Origin of the sequence: Paraburkholderia sp. J94 (assembly GCF_905220285.1) — a bacterium.
Taxonomy (GTDB): domain Bacteria; phylum Pseudomonadota; class Gammaproteobacteria; order Burkholderiales; family Burkholderiaceae; genus Paraburkholderia; species Paraburkholderia tropica_A.
Genome location: NZ_CAJMZH010000007.1, coordinates 334,801 through 351,620 on the forward strand (window position 1 = coordinate 334,801; position 16,820 = coordinate 351,620).

At 64.1% G+C, this 16,820-nt stretch carries 19 protein-coding genes; 11 read left to right on the forward strand and 8 right to left on the reverse strand.

Annotated elements, in window-relative coordinates; genetic code table 11:
• Window positions 1-28 precede the first annotated feature (28 nt).
• From U4Y88_RS17400 to U4Y88_RS17410, 3 genes are all read right to left on the reverse strand, one after another.
• A complete protein-coding gene (locus U4Y88_RS17400; RefSeq protein WP_290371081.1) occupies window positions 29-157 on the reverse strand; it encodes a hypothetical protein in 129 nt (42 codons plus the stop codon).
• A gap of 211 nt (window positions 158-368) precedes the next feature.
• Window positions 369-1,376, reverse strand: a complete 1,008-nt coding sequence (locus U4Y88_RS17405) for a 2-keto-3-deoxygluconate permease (RefSeq protein WP_321785323.1) — start codon at window positions 1,374-1,376, stop codon at window positions 369-371.
• A gap of 149 nt (window positions 1,377-1,525) precedes the next feature.
• Window positions 1,526-3,052, reverse strand: coding sequence for a UxaA family hydrolase (locus U4Y88_RS17410; protein WP_224011392.1), 1,527 nt, complete (start codon window positions 3,050-3,052; stop codon window positions 1,526-1,528).
• A 215-nt stretch (window positions 3,053-3,267) separates the two neighbouring features.
• On the opposite strand from U4Y88_RS17410, the gene U4Y88_RS17415 reads away from it, so the two are divergent.
• Window positions 3,268-3,981, forward strand: a complete 714-nt coding sequence (locus U4Y88_RS17415) for a FadR/GntR family transcriptional regulator (RefSeq protein WP_224011391.1) — start codon at window positions 3,268-3,270, stop codon at window positions 3,979-3,981.
• A gap of 16 nt (window positions 3,982-3,997) precedes the next feature.
• On the opposite strand, the gene U4Y88_RS17420 is transcribed toward U4Y88_RS17415, so the two are convergent.
• Window positions 3,998-4,198: a hypothetical protein gene (locus tag U4Y88_RS17420; RefSeq protein WP_224011390.1), complete on the reverse strand. Its 201-nt coding sequence runs from the start codon at window positions 4,196-4,198 to the stop codon at window positions 3,998-4,000.
• A 37-nt stretch (window positions 4,199-4,235) separates the two neighbouring features.
• Window positions 4,236-4,682, reverse strand: a complete 447-nt coding sequence (locus tag U4Y88_RS17425; protein WP_321785325.1) for a MarR family transcriptional regulator — start codon at window positions 4,680-4,682, stop codon at window positions 4,236-4,238.
• 92 nt (window positions 4,683-4,774) lie between these two features.
• Here U4Y88_RS17425 and U4Y88_RS17430 point away from each other — a divergent pair, with 92 nt between their 5' ends.
• From U4Y88_RS17430 to U4Y88_RS17445, 4 genes are all read left to right on the forward strand, one after another.
• Window positions 4,775-5,140, forward strand: coding sequence for a hypothetical protein (locus U4Y88_RS17430; RefSeq protein WP_321785327.1), 366 nt, complete (start codon window positions 4,775-4,777; stop codon window positions 5,138-5,140).
• 12 nt (window positions 5,141-5,152) lie between these two features.
• Window positions 5,153-5,770, forward strand: a complete 618-nt coding sequence (locus tag U4Y88_RS17435) for a glutathione S-transferase family protein (protein ID WP_321785329.1) — start codon at window positions 5,153-5,155, stop codon at window positions 5,768-5,770.
• A gap of 260 nt (window positions 5,771-6,030) precedes the next feature.
• Window positions 6,031-7,929, forward strand: coding sequence for an FAD-binding monooxygenase (locus U4Y88_RS17440; RefSeq protein ID WP_321785331.1), 1,899 nt, complete (start codon window positions 6,031-6,033; stop codon window positions 7,927-7,929).
• Between the two features lie 17 nt (window positions 7,930-7,946).
• On the forward strand, window positions 7,947-8,384 hold the full coding sequence (locus U4Y88_RS17445) for a MarR family winged helix-turn-helix transcriptional regulator (protein ID WP_224011385.1): 438 nt from the start codon (window positions 7,947-7,949) through the stop codon (window positions 8,382-8,384).
• A gap of 44 nt (window positions 8,385-8,428) precedes the next feature.
• On the opposite strand, the gene U4Y88_RS17450 is transcribed toward U4Y88_RS17445, so the two are convergent.
• On the reverse strand, window positions 8,429-9,181 hold the full coding sequence (locus tag U4Y88_RS17450) for an SDR family NAD(P)-dependent oxidoreductase (RefSeq protein WP_321785332.1): 753 nt from the start codon (window positions 9,179-9,181) through the stop codon (window positions 8,429-8,431).
• Window positions 9,182-9,286: 105 nt separating this feature from the next.
• Between U4Y88_RS17450 and U4Y88_RS17455 the strand changes: the two genes are divergently transcribed.
• Window positions 9,287-10,201, forward strand: a complete 915-nt coding sequence (locus U4Y88_RS17455) for an AraC family transcriptional regulator (protein WP_321785334.1) — start codon at window positions 9,287-9,289, stop codon at window positions 10,199-10,201.
• A 28-nt stretch (window positions 10,202-10,229) separates the two neighbouring features.
• Here the strand turns inward: U4Y88_RS17455 and U4Y88_RS17460 are convergent, their stop codons facing one another.
• The gene (locus tag U4Y88_RS17460; RefSeq protein ID WP_321785336.1) at window positions 10,230-11,285 is read right to left on the reverse strand and encodes a LacI family DNA-binding transcriptional regulator; all 1,056 of its coding nucleotides are present in this window, start codon (window positions 11,283-11,285) and stop codon (window positions 10,230-10,232) included.
• A gap of 236 nt (window positions 11,286-11,521) precedes the next feature.
• Here U4Y88_RS17460 and U4Y88_RS17465 point away from each other — a divergent pair, with 236 nt between their 5' ends.
• Genes U4Y88_RS17465 through U4Y88_RS17485 form a run of 5 tightly spaced genes read left to right on the forward strand, consistent with a single transcriptional unit; the run spans window position 11,522 to window position 16,197 of the window.
• A complete protein-coding gene (locus U4Y88_RS17465) occupies window positions 11,522-12,598 on the forward strand; it encodes a fatty acid desaturase (RefSeq protein WP_321785338.1) in 1,077 nt (358 codons plus the stop codon).
• 47 nt (window positions 12,599-12,645) lie between these two features.
• Window positions 12,646-12,969: a non-heme iron oxygenase ferredoxin subunit gene (locus U4Y88_RS17470; RefSeq protein WP_224011380.1), complete on the forward strand. Its 324-nt coding sequence runs from the start codon at window positions 12,646-12,648 to the stop codon at window positions 12,967-12,969.
• A 58-nt stretch (window positions 12,970-13,027) separates the two neighbouring features.
• Window positions 13,028-14,077: a sugar ABC transporter substrate-binding protein gene (locus tag U4Y88_RS17475; protein WP_415774453.1), complete on the forward strand. Its 1,050-nt coding sequence runs from the start codon at window positions 13,028-13,030 to the stop codon at window positions 14,075-14,077.
• Window positions 14,078-14,092: 15 nt separating this feature from the next.
• Window positions 14,093-15,343, forward strand: a complete 1,251-nt coding sequence (locus U4Y88_RS17480; RefSeq protein ID WP_321785340.1) for an NAD(P)/FAD-dependent oxidoreductase — start codon at window positions 14,093-14,095, stop codon at window positions 15,341-15,343.
• Window positions 15,340-16,197: a sugar phosphate isomerase/epimerase gene (locus U4Y88_RS17485; protein WP_321785342.1), complete on the forward strand. Its 858-nt coding sequence runs from the start codon at window positions 15,340-15,342 to the stop codon at window positions 16,195-16,197. The genes U4Y88_RS17480 and U4Y88_RS17485 overlap by 4 nt, the downstream gene beginning before the upstream one ends.
• Before the next feature lie 129 nt (window positions 16,198-16,326).
• Here U4Y88_RS17485 and U4Y88_RS17490 read toward each other — a convergent pair whose 3' ends face one another.
• Entirely contained in the window at window positions 16,327-16,656 is a 330-nt protein-coding gene (locus U4Y88_RS17490; RefSeq protein WP_321785344.1) for a hypothetical protein, read from the reverse strand.
• Between the last annotated feature and the right edge of the window lie 164 nt (window positions 16,657-16,820).

Sequence of the window (16,820 nt, forward strand, 5' to 3'; positions counted from 1 at the left end):
TTGCGTGGTGGAATTGCTGAAACCGGTATTAAAGTGCGCGCTGGACCGTGCGCGCCGAGTCGGTGATGTCCTGGCCGAAGCCGGCGATCGTGTTGCAGGCCGAGAGGCCCAGCGTCGTGGCGGCGACCAGAAGAATCGCCAGAATGCGAATGTACATATAAACCCCGCGTGGTAATCGACAACCGGCTGTGCGCTTTATTGCGTTCTGTGAACCGGTGTGAACGGGAGTTTATCAGCACTCGGTGCGCGCGCACCTTACATTAACTTGCTAATTGAGTGGCTAATTCGAATTGGCCGAATGCGTCAGCAAGGGAATGGCACGCGCGTTCGCCGCGCGTGCTTCATTTCATTTCAATTCAAGGCTGGATTCAATGCGTGCTATCCGCGTGTGCGTGCACATTCGCAGTCGGCACCGCGTTGGCGTTCGCATTCGCATCCACACGCGGCGCACGCTTCGCGCGCCAGCGCGCATAAGCGGCGGTCATCAACGGCGCGAGTAGCGACGTGACGATCGTCGAGGCCGCGATTTGCGGCGTCGCCACCGAAACGAGCGCGCCCAGACGCGGATCGATCGCTGCAATCGCCGTCGGCGTGGCGACCGCGTTGCCCGCCGTCGTCGCGGCGGCCATGCCGCCCACGCCCGAGCCGCCCATCAGCCGCGAAGCCAGCACGTTGAATACCGCGCCTGCCGCGAGCGTAATCAGGCCGAGCACGATGCCCGAAAGACCTGCGCCGAGAATCGCGTGCAGATTGATTTGCGCGCCGAGTCCGAAAGCGAAAAACGGAATCAGCAGATCGCCGCCCGATTTGAGGAATTTGCGCATATCGGCGTCGAGATTGCCGAGCACCATGCCGATCACGATCGGCAAGATGGTCGCCACGAGATCGAGCACGGGAATCTTCGCGAGACCCGAGAGACCGAGCGCGACCATCGTCACGAACGGGCCTTCGAGAATCGATAGCACCGCAAGCGCGCCGCGATCCATTTCATCGCCGAATTGCCGCGTCAGCGCCGCGTAAAGTCCCATGTTCGCATTGGTGACGGCCGCGATGATCGCCATGCCGGACAAACCGAGAAAGCCTTGCGCGCCGAAAAGCTTGCTGACCACGAGTCCGATCAGCACGCCGCTCACGAGTTTCGCAATCGTGATCGCCGCGCCGTTGCGCAAGGCGCGCGGCGCGGTGCGAATTTGAATTTCGGCGCCCATGCAGACGAAGAACACCGCGAGAATCGGCAATGCGCCATGCGCGAGCTGCGTCGAGAAACTGCCGATGCCGAGCACGCGCGGCGCGAACGTATTGAGCACGCTGCCCCAGAGCAGAGGGATGACCATCATCCCTCCAGGAAAGCGTTCGATGGCCTGTTTGATTTTCACCTTGAGTCTCCTGCTTTATTCTGGCGCGGACGCACGCATGTACGCGGGCGTCCGGCCGGTTTTCATTCTTCAAAGTTCATGCGAGGCGAGGGCGCGGCCTGAATCGACGTGAATCGACGTGAATCGGCATGTACAGGCCGCGCCCGGCGTTACATCTGCGCGCCGATCATCCACGGCACGAATTCCTCGTTGCCGACGCCGAGCGCTTCGCTCTTGCTCTTGCCGCCCGACGCCACCTCGACGATCATGCGGAAAATCTCCTCGCCCTTTTGTTCGACGCTCGCGGTGCCATCCATGATGTCGCCGCAATTGATGTCCATGTCGTCGGCCATGCGGCGATACATCGACGAATTGGTCGCGAGCTTGATCGACGGCGCGGGCTTGGCGCCGAAGCACGAGCCGCGTCCCGTCGTGAACACCACGAGGTTCGCGCCGCTGGCGATCTGACCGGTTGCGCCCATCGGGTCGTAGCCCGGCGCGTCCATGAATACGAGGCCGTGCGTATCGACCGGTTCGGCGTAGCGATACACGCCCATCAGCGGCGAGGAACCGCTTTTCGCCACGGCGCCCAGCGACTTTTCGAGGATCGTCGTGAGGCCGCCGGCCTTGTTGCCGGGCGTCGGATTATTGTCGATGCTGCCTTTCTCGCGCTCCGCGTAGGCTTCCCACCAGTGAATGCGCTCGACGATTTTTTCGCCGACTTCCTGGCTGATCGCGCGGCGCGTCAACAGATGTTCGGCGCCGTAAATCTCGGGCGTTTCCGAAAGAATCGCGGTGCCGCCATGACGCACAAGCAGATCGACGGCCGCGCCGAGCGCGGGATTGGCGGTGATGCCCGAATAGCCATCGGAGCCGCCGCATTGCAGCGCGATATTGATGTGCGAAACCGGCAGCGGCTCGCGCACCGATTGATTCGCGATCGGCAGCATGGTGTTCACGGCGGCGATGGCGGCGTCCACGGTCTTCTGCGTGCCGCCTTCTTCCTGCATCACGAGCGGCACGAGCAGCGGGCCGGGCTCGACGCCCTCGGCGATAAACATCGCGCCCATCTGGTTCGCCTCGCAACCGAGGCCGATGATGACCACGCCCGCGAAATTCGGATGCTTCACATAGCCGCCGATCGTGCGGCGCAGTTGCGCGATGCCTTCGCCGTGATGGTCGATGCAGCAGCCGAAGCTGTGCGTGATCGGCACGATGCCGTCGACGTTCGGGTAGGCATCGAGCGCGCCCGGTGCGCTGAAGTGCTGCGAAACGAGTTTCGTCACGGTCGCCGAGCAGTTGACCGTGCTGATCACGCCGATATAGTTGCGCGTGGCCACGCGGCCGTCGGCGCGGCGAAAGCCCTTGAAAGTCAGCGGTGCGCTCGCGGGCTCGACGGTCTTGAGGTCTTCGCCGAAGGCATAATCGCGGTCGAATTCGCCGATCGAAAGATTGTGCACGTGCACGTGATCGCCCACGCGGATCGGCTGCGTGGCGAAGCCGATGATCTGGCCGTAGCGGCGCACCGGCGCGCCCTGCTCGACGTCGCGGCAGGCGACCTTGTGGGCGGCGGGAATGTCGGCGGCGCAAACAATATCGTCGAAATCGGCGAGAATCGTACCGGCGGCGAGTGCGCCGCGTGCGATCAGCACGTCGTCGAGGTCGTGCAGTTTGATGGCGAGCGTAGCCTGGCTCATGGTGCCTCCTGATTGTGGGGTCGGGGTGCCGGGCACGGCTCGTCGTAGTGGCGTGCGAGCGTTGATGTCCGGCGTGAGCACATGATCGGGCGGCCAGGAGACAGGCGCAAATTGGTCAGGCCACTTGGTGGACCGCTGGGTGGTCCACCTGGTGGTCCACTGGGTGACGCGGCATTTTTCCGCGCCAGACAGGCATAGCGAACAGAGAGTCGAAGGTGGAAAGTCGTTCGAAAAACACGGGCGCGCTGGCCCAGACAGTCCGGCGCATCGAGACAGGAATTCAGGAGGGACGCTGGCAAGCGGACGAGCGTCTGCCGTCCGAGCGCGCGCTCGCCGAATCGTATGGCGTGTCGCGCGCGACGGTGCGCGAGGCGATTGGCCGGCTGGCGAGCAAGGGCGTGCTCGAAACGCGGCGCGGCAGCGGCGTGTATCTGCTGCGCGCGAAACCCGCGGGCCTCGCGGCGCCCTGGCTGCAATTGATCGCGGATACGCCGCCGTTACGCTCGGAAACGCTCGAATTCCGGCTGGTATTCGAATGTGCGGCGGCGCGTTTCGCGGCGCTGCGTTCGTCGACGCATGAACTCGAACGCTTCGAAACCATACTCGAACGCATGCGCGACGCCGTCACGCACGCCGACGTGGACGCCGAAGCGGCTACGGACGGTGAATTCCACACGGCGCTCACCGCCGCCTCGCATAATCGTCTGCTCGATCAGTTTTACGCGAGCGTGATTACGATGTTGCGCGATCACATCGCGAGCAATACCTACGATGCGACGGTCAATAACGCCAACGCGGCGACGCAGGCGCGCAATCGTCTCGATCAGCACGAATCGATTTATCACGCGATTCGCGACCGCAATCCCGATGCGGCGCAGCAGGCGATGTTCGTGCACATCGATTACGTGGGCAAACAATTCAACGTGTGAACCGACCGGTTTTTTATTACCGGTAATTCACGAAATTGATCACGTCGTTGAGAAACCACGGCAGGATCAATTGCGTGTCGGGATAGCTCGTGCCGACCGTGAGCCTCGGCGGTTGCGAGCCTGCCGGGCCGCTGGCAGGCGGCGAGTTCGACGCGCAGCCTGAAACTAGCGCGCTGAACAAAACGGAAAAAACTGCGGCGAAATAAAGACGCCTCATGGCGATGAACTCCTGCTACGTTGCATCGCCACATTGTCTACGAAAGCGCGCGTAAATGGGTGCGCAAGCGATCCATCTCGCCCGCCGGAAACGGCGCTTCGATTGCTTCGTGCGTGCGCTGCCAGATTGGAAAGGCTTGCGCAAGCAAACGATCGCCGGCGGGCGTGAGGCTCAGTCGGCGGCTGCGCTTGTCGTCTTCGTCCTGTTCGATCACCACCAGTTCGCGCCGCTCGAGCGGCTTGAGCGCGGCCGTGAGCGTGGTGCGGTCCATCGCCAGCAGCGACGACACCTCTTTCATCGTGGGCGGATGCGGCCGATTCAGCGACATCAGCAGCGAGAATTGCCCGTTCGTGAGATCGAGCGGACGCAGGGCTTCGTCGAAAATGCGCGCGAGATTGCGCGCCGCGCGCTGCATATGCAGACACAGGCAGCAATCGCGCACCATGAGCGTGGCGTCGAAGGGAAGTTTTTTCGGGTGGGCCATGTTGCAATTGTGTTGATATCAACCTATATTGTCAAGGCCGGTTGAGCAGTCCCGTTGTTCCTTTCAATAGCTGGACGATAGCTGGAGGAAGCATGAGCGATCATCAACTGTTTCTCGCGGTTTTTCTCGGCGGCAAGGACACGCCGCGCATGAAAGCCTGGATGGCGATGCCCGAAGCCGAACGGCACGCCAAAGAGCACGAGGGCATCGCGGCGTGGAAGGCGTGGGTGGAAAAACACAAGGCGTCGATCGTCGATATTGGCGGCCCGCTCGGCAAGACCAAGACCATCGGCGTGGAGGGCGTGGCGGATGCCTCCAATCGGCTGACGGGCTTCACGGTGGTACGCAGCGCCTCGCACGCGGACGCGGCCAAAATGTTCGAAGCCCATCCGCATTTCACGATTTTTCCGGGCGAAACCGTCGAGGTGATGCCGGTGCTGCCTATTCCGGCCGGTTGAGTGAGGATCGCCATGAAACTCTATGGATTTGCGGGAACCCGCTCGCAGCGCGCGTTGTGGGGTCTCAAGGAAGTCGACGCCGACTTCGAATTCATTTCGGTCAATCTGCTCGACGGCGAGCACAAACGGCCCGACTATCTGCGCCTGAATCCGGCGGGCAAGGTGCCCGTGCTCGTGGACGGCGACCGCGTGATTCCCGAGTCCGCCGCGATCGTGCTGTATCTGGCCGACAAATATCCCGAGAAAGGGCTGCTGCCGGACGATCTCGACGCGCGCGCCCAGGTGTATCGCTGGACGATGTTCGCGGTGACCGAACTCGAACAACCGCTCTGGCGCATCACGCGGCACAGCTTTATCTATCCGCCCGATAAACGTTCGCCCGCCGATATCGAACTCGCGCGCGGCGACTTCACGACGATGGCGGCGATTCTGGAGAAACATCTGGAAGGGCGGGAGTTTATCGTCGGCGACCGGCTAACTGTTGCCGATTGCGTGACGGCTTATCTGATCGACTGGGCCGGCGAAGTGCAATTGCTCGACGGCTTTCCGCGTTTGCAGTCGTATCTGGAGCGGCTGTATGCGCGCCCCGAAGCGCCGCAGCGTATCGCCGAAGCGCGCAAGGCAGCCTAGCGTATTGAGCTGGATTGATTCGGGATGCTGACTATTTGTTAGCAAACCAGAATGCGCAAAACGGGCGGACCCGCTGACTCGACCGATGCCTCGCATCGGCCGGAACCGGCAGGGCAGGTCCGCCCCTAATCTTCACGGCGCGCGTGCCGCCTCTCCTCATCCCAGGGTAAACATCAGTCCTGTCGGAAAAACTTTAAAATAGTTGGTGTACGGAGTATATTTCCTCCATCACGATACATATAGCCATGGAGGCAGACACCATGCAGTTCCATCTCAACGGTTTTCGCGTTGGCGACCCGACCATCGAACCCGCCGCCGCAGACGCGCCGCGCGCTGGTTTGCCCGAGAAAGTCGATGTGCTGATCGCCGGCAGCGGTCCCGCCGGGCTCGTGCTGGCCGCGCAGCTTTCGCAATTTCCTTCGGTCAAGACCTGCGTCGTCGAGCGCCGCGAGGGACCGTTGCAGATGGGGCAGGCGGACGGCGTGGCCTGCCGCACGGTCGAAATGTTCGAGGCGTTCGGTCTGAGCGACCGTCTGCTGCGCGAAGCGTATTGGGTCAACGAGACCGTGTTCTGGCGGCCCGATGCACAGGATCGCGGCGCGATTCGGCGTACCGGACGTGTTCAGGATACCGAAACAGGTTTGTCCGAGTTTCCGCACGTGATCGTCAATCAGGCGCGCGTGCAGGACTATCTGCTCGACGTGATGCGCCGTTCCGCGCAACGTGTCGAGCCCGATTACAGTCTCGAAGTGGTCGACGTGCAGCGCGATGGCACCGACGCCGACTATCCCGTGCTCGTCACGCTGCGCCGCACCGACGCGGCGCGTGAAGGCGAAACGGTCACGGTGCGCGCGCGTTACGTGGTGGGCTGCGATGGCGCGCGCAGCCGCGTGCGTGCGTCGATCGGACAGACGCTGCGCGGCGACGCCGCCAATCACGCGTGGGGCGTGATGGATGCGCTCGCGGTCACCGACTTCCCCGACATTCGCCTGAAGGCGGCGATCCAGTCGGCGAGCAAGGGCAATCTGCTGCTGATTCCGCGCGAAGGCGGATATCTGGTGCGCTTCTACGTCGATCTCGGCGACGTCACGCCCGAGAATCGCGACAGCATCAAGCAGACCACGGTCGAGCGTCTGATCGAAACGGCGCAGCGCATTCTGCAGCCGTATACGCTCGACGTGAAAGAGGTCGCGTGGTTCTCGGTGTACGAAGTGGGCCAGCGCCTGACCGAGCGTTTCGACGATGCCATCGCCGCCGACGGCAGCGCGCGCGAGCCGCGTGTGTTCATCGCGGGCGACGCCTGCCACACGCATAGCGCGAAGGCGGGGCAGGGCATGAACGTGTCGATGCAGGACGGTTTCAATCTGGGCTGGAAGCTCGGCGCGGTGCTCGAAGGGCGCAGCGACGCGAGCCTGCTGCGCAGCTATTCGGACGAACGCCAGCCGGTCGCGCAGGAACTGATCGACTTCGACAAGGAATGGTCCGCGATGATGGCCGCGCCGCCGAAAGATCCGCAGCGTCCCGAAGCGGGCGGCGTCGATCCCGCGGAATTGCAGGCGTATTTCGTGCGCGCGGGCCGCTACACGGCGGGCGTCGCCACGCGTTACCGGCCGGGCGCGCTCACGGGCGCGGCCACGCATCAGGCGCTGGCCACGGGCTTTCCGATTGGCGCGCGCTTTCATTCGTCGCCGGTCGTGCGGCTCGCCGATGCGAAGCCCGTGCATCTCGGCCACGCCGCGCGCGCGGACGGCCGCTGGCGTCTCTATGCGTTCGCCGATGCGCAAGGCCACGCGCTGCGTGCGCTCTGCGAGCATCTGGCCCACGCGCCGGAGTCGGTGCTGCGCCGTGCTACGCCCGACCACGCCGACATCGACAGCGTGCTCGATCTGCGTGCGATTCTGCAGCAGCCGCATCGCGAGACGCGCGTCGACGATCTGCCCGCGCTGCTGCTGCCGCGCAAGGGCCGCCATGGCCTGATCGATTACGAGAAGGCATTTACGAGCGACGCCGCGACTGATATCTTCGACGAGCGCGGCATCGACCGCGCACGCGGCGCGCTCGTCGTGGTCCGCCCGGATCAATACGTCGCCCATGTTCTTCCACTAGACGCGTACGCGGAGCTCGACGCCTTTTTCGCGCCGGTCTTCCGCACGCGCTAAACCCATCGATAGCGAAATTGCCGAAACAACCCGACGATCCCGCGCTTTCCCGATTCACGGGCAGCCTCGTGCGCCGCGCGCAGCAGCGCCACGCGGCGGTGTGGCTGAGCGAAGTCTCGGCGGAGATCACGAGCGTGCAGTATGCGGCGCTCGAAATCCTCCAGCAGACGCCTGGCCTCAATCAACGGCAACTCGGCGACGAGCTCGACGTCGATCGCTCGACCATCGCGGACCTCGTGGCGCGCATGGTGCGCAACGATCTGATCGAGCGCTCCGACGATCCCGCCGACAAGCGCAGCTATGTGCTATTTCTCACGTCGGCGGGCAAGCAGCAGCTGACCACGCTGCGCCCGCGCGTGGAGGAGGTCGAGCGCGTGCTCACGGCGCGGCTCACGCCGGGCGAAAGCATGGAGCTGCGCCGTCTGCTGCTGGCGTTGATGCCGCCGCGTGAGTGATTTACGCGTGAATCGGGCGTGAATCACGTGCGATCTGCGTTCGATCAGCGCGCCGCTTCGGCGGCCCACGCTTCGGCATCGACGCCCGCCGCCATGCGCATCGGCGCGGCGGGATCGGTGGCCGCGCGCCACACGGCGGCGGCCACGTCCTTCGCGTAGGTGACGGGCGCTTCGGTATCGGCGAATCCGGCGAGCACGTGCTTCACGAGATCGGCGTAAGCCTCGTGCTCGAAGCCGAAAATATGGCCGCGCGCGTTATCGGCGAAACGTGTTTCGGGCGAGCGGCCCGGCAGCACGAGATGCACGCGCACGCCGAACGGCGCCATTTCCAGCGCCGCCGATTCGCTGAACGCGTTCACCGCCGCCTTGCTCGCGCGGTAGGCGCTCAACAGCGGCAGCACCTTCAAGGTCACGCTCGACGTGACGTTCACCACCACGCCCGACTTGCGTTCGCGAAACTGCGGCAGCACCGCCTGCGTGAGCGCGATCGTGCCGAGCGCATTGGTCTCGAAGATCTCGCGCACGGCGGCGAGCGGCGCGAGTTCGGCGGGCGCGGCCATGCCGACGCCCGCATTGTTCACGAGCACGTCGATCGGGCCTGCGGCCTCGATGGCGGCCTGAATACTTTGCGCGTCGGTGACGTCGAGCGGCAGCACGCGCAGGTGCTCGGACGGCGGCAGCAGATCGGCGCGCGGCGTGCGCATCGTGGCGACGACGCGCCAGTCGCGAGCGAGAAATTCGCGGGCGATTTCAAGGCCGAAGCCCGAGGAACAGCCGGTGATCAGCACGGTTTTCATGAGCGCTCCAGTGAGTGAGGTGGTCGGTCAGTGCGCTTACGATAAAGCGCACTGACCGTACTTGCTACAATCGAAAATCCGAAATTCTTTCGCAGGAGTCCGGCGATGATCGATCCGCTGGCCGAGGTGGTCATGCTGTTGCAGCCGGGCGCGCGCTTCTCGAAGCTCGTGCACGGCGCGAGTCCGTGGCGCATCAGCCGCTCGGATTCGGGCCAGCCGTTCTATTGCGTGATTCTCGAAGGCGGTTGCGAGATGGTCATCGACGGACATGCGCCGATCGCGCTGCACGCGGGCGATTTCGTGCTGATTCCGGCGGTCTACGGCGTGGCGATCACGAGTCTCGGCGCACCGCCCGGCGAAGTGTCGCCGGAGCCGGTCGCGCTCGGCGACAACGAGTTCAGGATCGGGCCGCCGGACCGGCCCGTGGACGCGCGCATGATGGCCGGGCATTGCTCGTTCGCCTCGCCCGATGCGGCCTTGCTGGTGTCGCTGCTGCCGCGCTTCGTGCATGTGCGCGGCGAGCAGCGCCTCGCTACGCTGGTCGGGCTCGTGCGCGAGGAAACGCGCGAGCAGCGGCCCGCGCGCGACATCGTGCTGTCGCGCTTGATGGAAGTGCTGCTGATCGAAGCATTGCGATCGGCGGCGGGCACGCAGGCGTCGCCGGGTCTCGTGCGCGGACTCGCCGATGCGCGCCTGGCGGCCGCGATTCGCGGCATGCACGAGCAGCCGACGCGCGCGTGGACCGTCGCCGAACTCGCGAAAGCGGCGGCCTTGTCACGCTCGACGTTCTTCGAGCGCTTCAGCCGCGCGGTGGGCGTGGCGCCGATGGAGTATCTGCTCAACTGGCGCATGGCGCTCGCGAAGGATCTGCTGCGCCGTAATGCGGGCCGTGTCGCCGAGATCGCGGAGCGCGTGGGCTATAGCTCCGCGAGCACGTTCAGCGTGGCGTTCACGCGGCACGTCGGCAGACCGCCCGCGCAATACGCGCGCGAGGAACAGGCGAATCTGGGCGTGGTGTAAGGCGTCGCGCGTGATGCGGGAAAATTGATCAGTACAGCGAATAACGTGACCACGTCTCGATCGGAATCAGCGCTTGTGGCGTGCTGGTTTTTCCGTTCGCCGCGCCGCGCAGATGCGCGATGGCGGTCTCGATCAGCAGACGCAAATCCTGCGAGAGCAGATAGTCGATCACGTCGGCGCGCAGCAGCGGCTCGGTCACGCGGTTGACTTCGTGCGTCACGTAGAGCGTCTTGCCCGCGAGCCCGCGTTCCTCCAGCGCCTGCGCGAGCCCTTCGTTGCCGCCCGCGACGTTATAGATGCCGTCGAGCGCGCCATGCGTCTCCATGCAGCGCCGCGTGGCCTCGTAAGTGGCCGCGCCCGAATCCGCGCCCTTGATCACCTCGACGAGATTCACATTGGGAAAACGCTGGCGCAGCAGCGAGCGAAAGCCGATCTCACGATCCTCGTGGCACGTATAGGAGAACGTAGCAACGACGACCGCGACAGACGGTGCGGGCCGCGTTTCCAGATGCCGTCCGATCAGATGCGCGGCCGCCTGGCCCGCCGCGCGATTGTTCACGCCGACGTAGGTGTGGCGCGCGTCGGCATCCACATCGGTGATCATCGTCACGACGCTCTTGCCCGCCGCCATGCACTCGCGCAGCGCGGCGGTAATGGCCGGCGTGTTGGTGCAGATGATGCCGATGCCACCCGCTTGCTCCGCTGCTTCGCGCACGCGTTGCGCGACCGCCTCCTCGCTAGCACCCACGCAATCGACGATGTCGAGCGTCACGCCCTGTTGCGCGAGCGTGGGCGCGAGGGCTTCGGCGGTGCGCGCGAGTTCGGCGGTGAACGCGTCGCCGGCCTGGATGACGAAGCGTGCGCGGAACGGCGCGGCGGCCCCGGACGTGAACGGCGCGAAGGCGTCGTTCGCCAGCGCCGCCTCGCCGTTCGCCGCGGCCAACTCGATCTGCCGGATCGCCGCCTCCACGGCGCTGCGCGTGCGCGGATGCACGCCGGGCCGGTCGTTGAGCGCGCGGTCGATGGTCGCCCGGCTGAGCTGGGTGATCTCCATGAGCTGCTTGAGCGTGGGACGGCCTTTCATCGCGGTTCCTGATCGAGGCAAGTTTGAGGCTATTTTGCCTCAAACTGAGTTATTTGATTCGTTATATGACGCGTTTGACGATGCGGAAAGCGGTGTTTCGCCTGGTGATTACCCTTGAGTGATCTAAATGAGGCATTTTAGGTTTTGACCGATGCTCATTTAGAGACTTCAATGGAGCTCAACGATGACCCCGCCGCGCCGCATCGGCCGCCTGGATTCCGCTCTGGAGACGCCTCATGTCCGTCAATGCCGCCCAACCGGGCAACCCGCCGATCACCATGGACGACTGGTACAAATGCCCGCTCGACCGCAAGACGCTCAAGGAAGTCACGCGCCGCAACGACCATGTGGCGCTCGCGTATTTCGGCGGACTCATGGCGCTCGTGATCGCGACGGGAGCGCTCGCGTGGTGTGCGCTCGGCACGCTCTGGATCGTGCCCGCGCTGCTGCTCTACGGCACGATCTACGCCTTCGCCGAAGCGATGGAACACGAGCTGCGCCATCGCACGCCGTTTCGCAGCGAGTGGCTCAACGCGTCGGTGCATTGGGTTATCTGCTTCATGACGTGGCGCGAACAGATTTACAGCCGCTGGTCGCATGCGCAGCATCACACCTATACGCATCTCACGGCCACCGTGCCCGCCGACGCCGAACTCGCCGTCAAGCGTCCGCCCAATTATTTCAAGCTCGCCACCGATTTTCTGCGTGTTTCGCACGGCATTCATCACCTCGGCAATATTGTGCTGCATAGCTTCGGCATTATCTCGATGGGCACAAAGGCCGTGGTGCCGCCGGTCGAATATCGCGCGATGTGCCGTAATTCAAGGGTGATTCTGGCGCTTTACCTGGGCGTGGGCGCGTGGGCGATCGCGGCGCAAAGCTGGCTGCCCGTGGTGTTTCTGCTGCTGCCGCGTTCATATGGCGCGTGGCTGCACGAATTGCTCGCGATCACGCAGCATACGGGCCTGCGCGAGAACGAACTCGATCATCGTTTTTCCACACGCACGCTGTATTTGAATCCCGTGCTGCAGTTTCTCTACTGGAATATGAATTATCACGTCGAACATCATATGTTTCCCAACGTGCCGTTTCATGCGCTGCCCAAACTGCGCCGCGCGATCGAACAGGATTTGCCGCCTGCCTACGAGGGATTATTCGCGGCGTGGGGCGAGATCGTGCAGGTGTTCCGCATGCAGCGCAGCGATCCCGATTACATGATTACGCCGGCGGTTCCGGGCAAGACGGCGGGCGATGCGCGCGTCGTTTCGAGTGCCGGTGAAGATGCCGCGCTGAGTGTTGCTGAATCCCGCTGAAGAATGAATCGGCAAGATAAAACACCCGCAATACACGGAGGAGACGCATGAACATCCTGCAATGGCACGAGGTTGGCGCGAGCGACGATCTCGAAGAAGAAGACGTGATGGAATTCGAGCACGAAGGCGCGCTCTACGCGATCTATCACACGCCCACGGGCTTTTATGCGTCGGCGGGTGTGTGCACGCACGAAACCGCGCGCCTCGCGCAAGGGCTGGTATTCGGCGAGATCATCGAATGTCCGATGCATATGGGGCGATTCCACATTCCGACCGGCGCCGCGAAAGGCGCGCCCGTGTGCGTGAATCTCGCCGTGCATCCCGTGAAGGTGGAGGGCGGCAGGCTATTCATCGGACTCGCGGCCGATTGAAGCGCGCCACGCGTGCATACAGGCGCCTCACGATAACGATGCCATGAAGGAGACAACCATGAAGATTGCGTTTCGCGCGATGCGGCGCGCCATGCCCGTTTGTGCGCTGGCGGCCGCGCTCGCATTCGGCATGAACGCCGCCGTGCAGGCGGATCCGGCCGCGCATTTCGATTTCATTTCGCACGCGCCCGATTCGGATGCGTGGTGGAACACGGTGAAAAACGGCATCAAACAGGCCGACGTTGATTTCAACGTGCAAACCGATTACCGCAATCCGCCGAACGGCGATATTGCCGACATGGTGCAACTCGTCAATCAGGCCGCCGCGCGCAATTACGACGGCGTGGTGACGACTATCGCCGATTACGATTTGCTGAAAGGCGCGCTCGGCAAACTGAAGGCGAAGGATATTCCGTTTATCACCGCGAATACGGGCACCGAGCAGCAGAGCGCGCAACTCGGCGCGCTGATGCACGTGGGCCAGCCCGAATATCTCGCGGGAAAAGAAGCCGGATTGCGCGCGAAGGCGGACGGCGTGAAGTCGTTTCTGTGCGTGAATCACTACGCGACGAATCCGCTTTCGTTCGAACGCTGCCGCGGTTTCGCCGAAGCCATCGGCGCCGATATGAAAACGTCGGTGCTCGATGCGGGCACCGATCCGACCGGCATCGAAGCGAAAGTCAGCGCATATTTGCGCAATCATCCGACTACGCAGGCGGTGCTGACACTCGGTCCGACTTCGGCGGACCCGACTATCCGCGCGGTGAAAAGCCTCGGCCTCGCGGGCAAGATCTGGTTCGCGACTTTCGATATCGATACGGATGTCGCCAAGGCGATCAAGGACGGCACGGTGAAATTCTGCACCGATCAGCAGCCGTATTTGCAGGGCTATATTCCGGTGGCGATGCTCGCGATCATGCATAAGAACCGGAACACGAATATCGAACAGGCGCGCGCGGAACTCGAAAAGAATCCGAAGTTTCAGCAGCGGCTCAAGGACTACGGCTTGAAACCGGTTTATGAGGCGCGCAATATTGCGTCGGGTCCGGGCTTTATCACGCCGCAGAATATCCAGCAGGTGTCGGCGCTGGCAGGCCAATATCGCTGAACGAGGAGAACGACAATGAAGACGAGCGAAGCGATGGTGGTGATCGGCGCGGGGCAGTGCGGCGCGCGCGCGGTACAGGTGTTGCGCGACGAAGGCTGGGACGGCGCAATCGTTCTGATCGGCGAGGAAGCGCATGCGCCGTATGAGCGCCCGCCGCTGTCGAAGGCGGTGCTGTTGGGCGAGCGTTCGCCCGCGCAATGCGCTGTGCACGGCGAATCGTTTTATCCCGAGCACGAGGTGGACTTTCGGCGTGCGTGCGGTGTGGCGTCGATCGATCGCGCGGCGCGCACCGTCACGTTGACGAACGGCGAGGCGCTCGCGTATCACCGCTTGCTGATCGCGACGGGCGCGACGCCGCGTCGCCTGAGCCTGCCCGGCCACGCGCTGGCGGGCGTCCACGTGTTGCGTAACGCCGAGGACGCACTCGCGATTGCCGCCGAACTCGAACCGGGGCGGCGCATCGCGGTGATCGGCGCGGGCTTTATCGGCCTGGAAGTGGCGGCGTCGGCGATGCAGCGCGGCTGCAGCGTGGCGGTGCTCGAAGCCGCGCCGCGTGCGCTGATGCGCGCGGTGCCGGCCGAAGTCGCGCAACGTCTGGTCGATCTGCATCGCGAGCGCGGCGTGGAGATTCATTTCGATATCCGAATCAATCGTCTGGAAGGCGAGGATCGCATTCGCGCGGTCGTGCTCGAAGACGGCACGCGCGTGCCTTGCGATGCGCTGATCGTCGGCGTGGGCGTGACGCCGCGCGTGGAGCTGGCACAGCAAGCCGGGCTGGAGCTTGCCGAAGGCGGCATTGCCGTCGATGCCACGCTGCGCACGAGCGATCCGCATATCTACGCGGCGGGTGACGTGTGTGCGTTCGAGCATCCGCTTTACGGACGGCGCATCCGGCTCGAATGCTGGCGCAACGCCGAGGATCAGGCGCGCACGGCGGCGCTCAATATGTTGGGCGGTGAGGAGATGCATCGCGCGGTGCCGTGGTTCTGGTCCGATCAGTTCGACCGCACGATCCAGATCGCGGGCTTGCCCGCGTTCGGCACGACGACTGCGCGGCGCGAAACCGGCTCGGCTTCGACGATCTTTTTCGCGCTCGATGACGCAGGCGTGCTGGTTGGCGCGAGCGGTGTGGGCCCGAACAGCGAGATCGCGCGCGAGGTGCGCATCGCCCAGGAACTGATCGCGCGCCGCGCGCGCATTGCGCCCGAGCGTCTCGCGGATCGCACGATCAAACTGAAGTCGCTGTTGTCCGAGGAGGTCCAATGAGCCAGCGTCTGCTCGTATTTCAGTCGATGTGGGCGATGGAGCGCCGTCACAGCGATGGCTTCGAACGCTCGCTCGAAGAGAATATCGCGCTGATTGCCGAAGCCGGTTTCGACGGCGTGAGCGCGCATTACACCGATCGCGCGGCCGTGCGTCGCCTCGCCGAGTTACGCGCGGCGCACGGTCTCGATGCGGAAGGACAGTGCTTTCCGCAAACCATCGACGACTTGCAGCCTGTGCTCGAAAACGCCGTGGAGTGCGGCGTGCATCACATCGACTTGCAGCCCGACGTGCGCCCGCGCACCGTGGCCGAAGCGGTGCGTTTGCTGGACGGCTGGCAGCGTCTCGCGGAACAGGTGACGTTCCCGGTGTATATCGAAACGCATCGCGACCGCATGACGACGGATCTATTTTTCACGCTCGATCTGCTCGACGCGCGGCCCGATCTGAAACTGCTCGGAGATATTTCGCACTACCTGGTAGGTCGCGAATTCGCGTGGCCGGTGTCGGAGGAGAATCACGCGCTGATGCGGCGCATTCTCGATCATTGCTGGGCGTTTCACGGCCGCGTGGCGAGCCGCGAGCAGGTGCAGATCGAATTGTCGTTCGAGCCGCATCGCATGTGGGTGGACCTGTTCATGGGCTGGTGGCGCTACGGGTTCGAGTCGTGGCGCAAACGCGCGGGTGAGCACGACACGCTGTCGTTCACCTGCGAACTCGGGCCGAAGCCCTACGCGATCATCGGGCGCGACGGCAACGACACGACCGACCGCTGGGCCGAATCGCTATTGCTGCGCGACGGGATACGCGCGCTCTGGCGCGAGATCGAAACGGAGCAGGCGGCGCGTGCGGCCTGACACGGAAGGGTAGCTCGGCCGGCGTTCCACCCGCCGGCTTTTCCACCGTGCCAGTGGGCGCGGGTGGGCGATATGGGTTTCGGCCCATATCGCTTTCTTTTTTTGCGCGGTGCGAAGCGACGGGCGTGCTCAGCGCAGCGTGCGGCGCAGCGCGCCGAGTTCGCCGTGCAGGCGTTGGCAGAGCGCGCTGTGCGTGGCGCGTTCCGCGCGCAATTGCGCGTCGAGCGTCAGCACGATTTCTCCGAGCGCGTCGATGCCGTCGAGCAGCGGCACGGGCGTGTGCGGCGGCGCGGGTGGTTCGGCGTGCGAGAGGGCGTCGGCGCTTTCATGGGCGCTTTGCCCGCCCGGCGCGGCTGGGGCGGGCGGTTTCGCGCTGGCGGACGCAGGCCCGGCGACTGGAGCGGCCGTGGAAGTGGGCACAGCGGCGGGTTCGGTGTCGAACAGCGACTTCAGGAGCATCGGGATTCTCATGGCGGCGGCGGTGCAATAGAAAGAGAGGGGCGGTGCCAAAAACAGGGCCGATATAGTCGCATCGTCGCGAAATTGCCTGTCCTGAAAAGCGGTGCCGCGGTCTCGCGATCCGGTTCGACTTGCGCGCCAGGTTGAAGCGGATCGTCCACGGG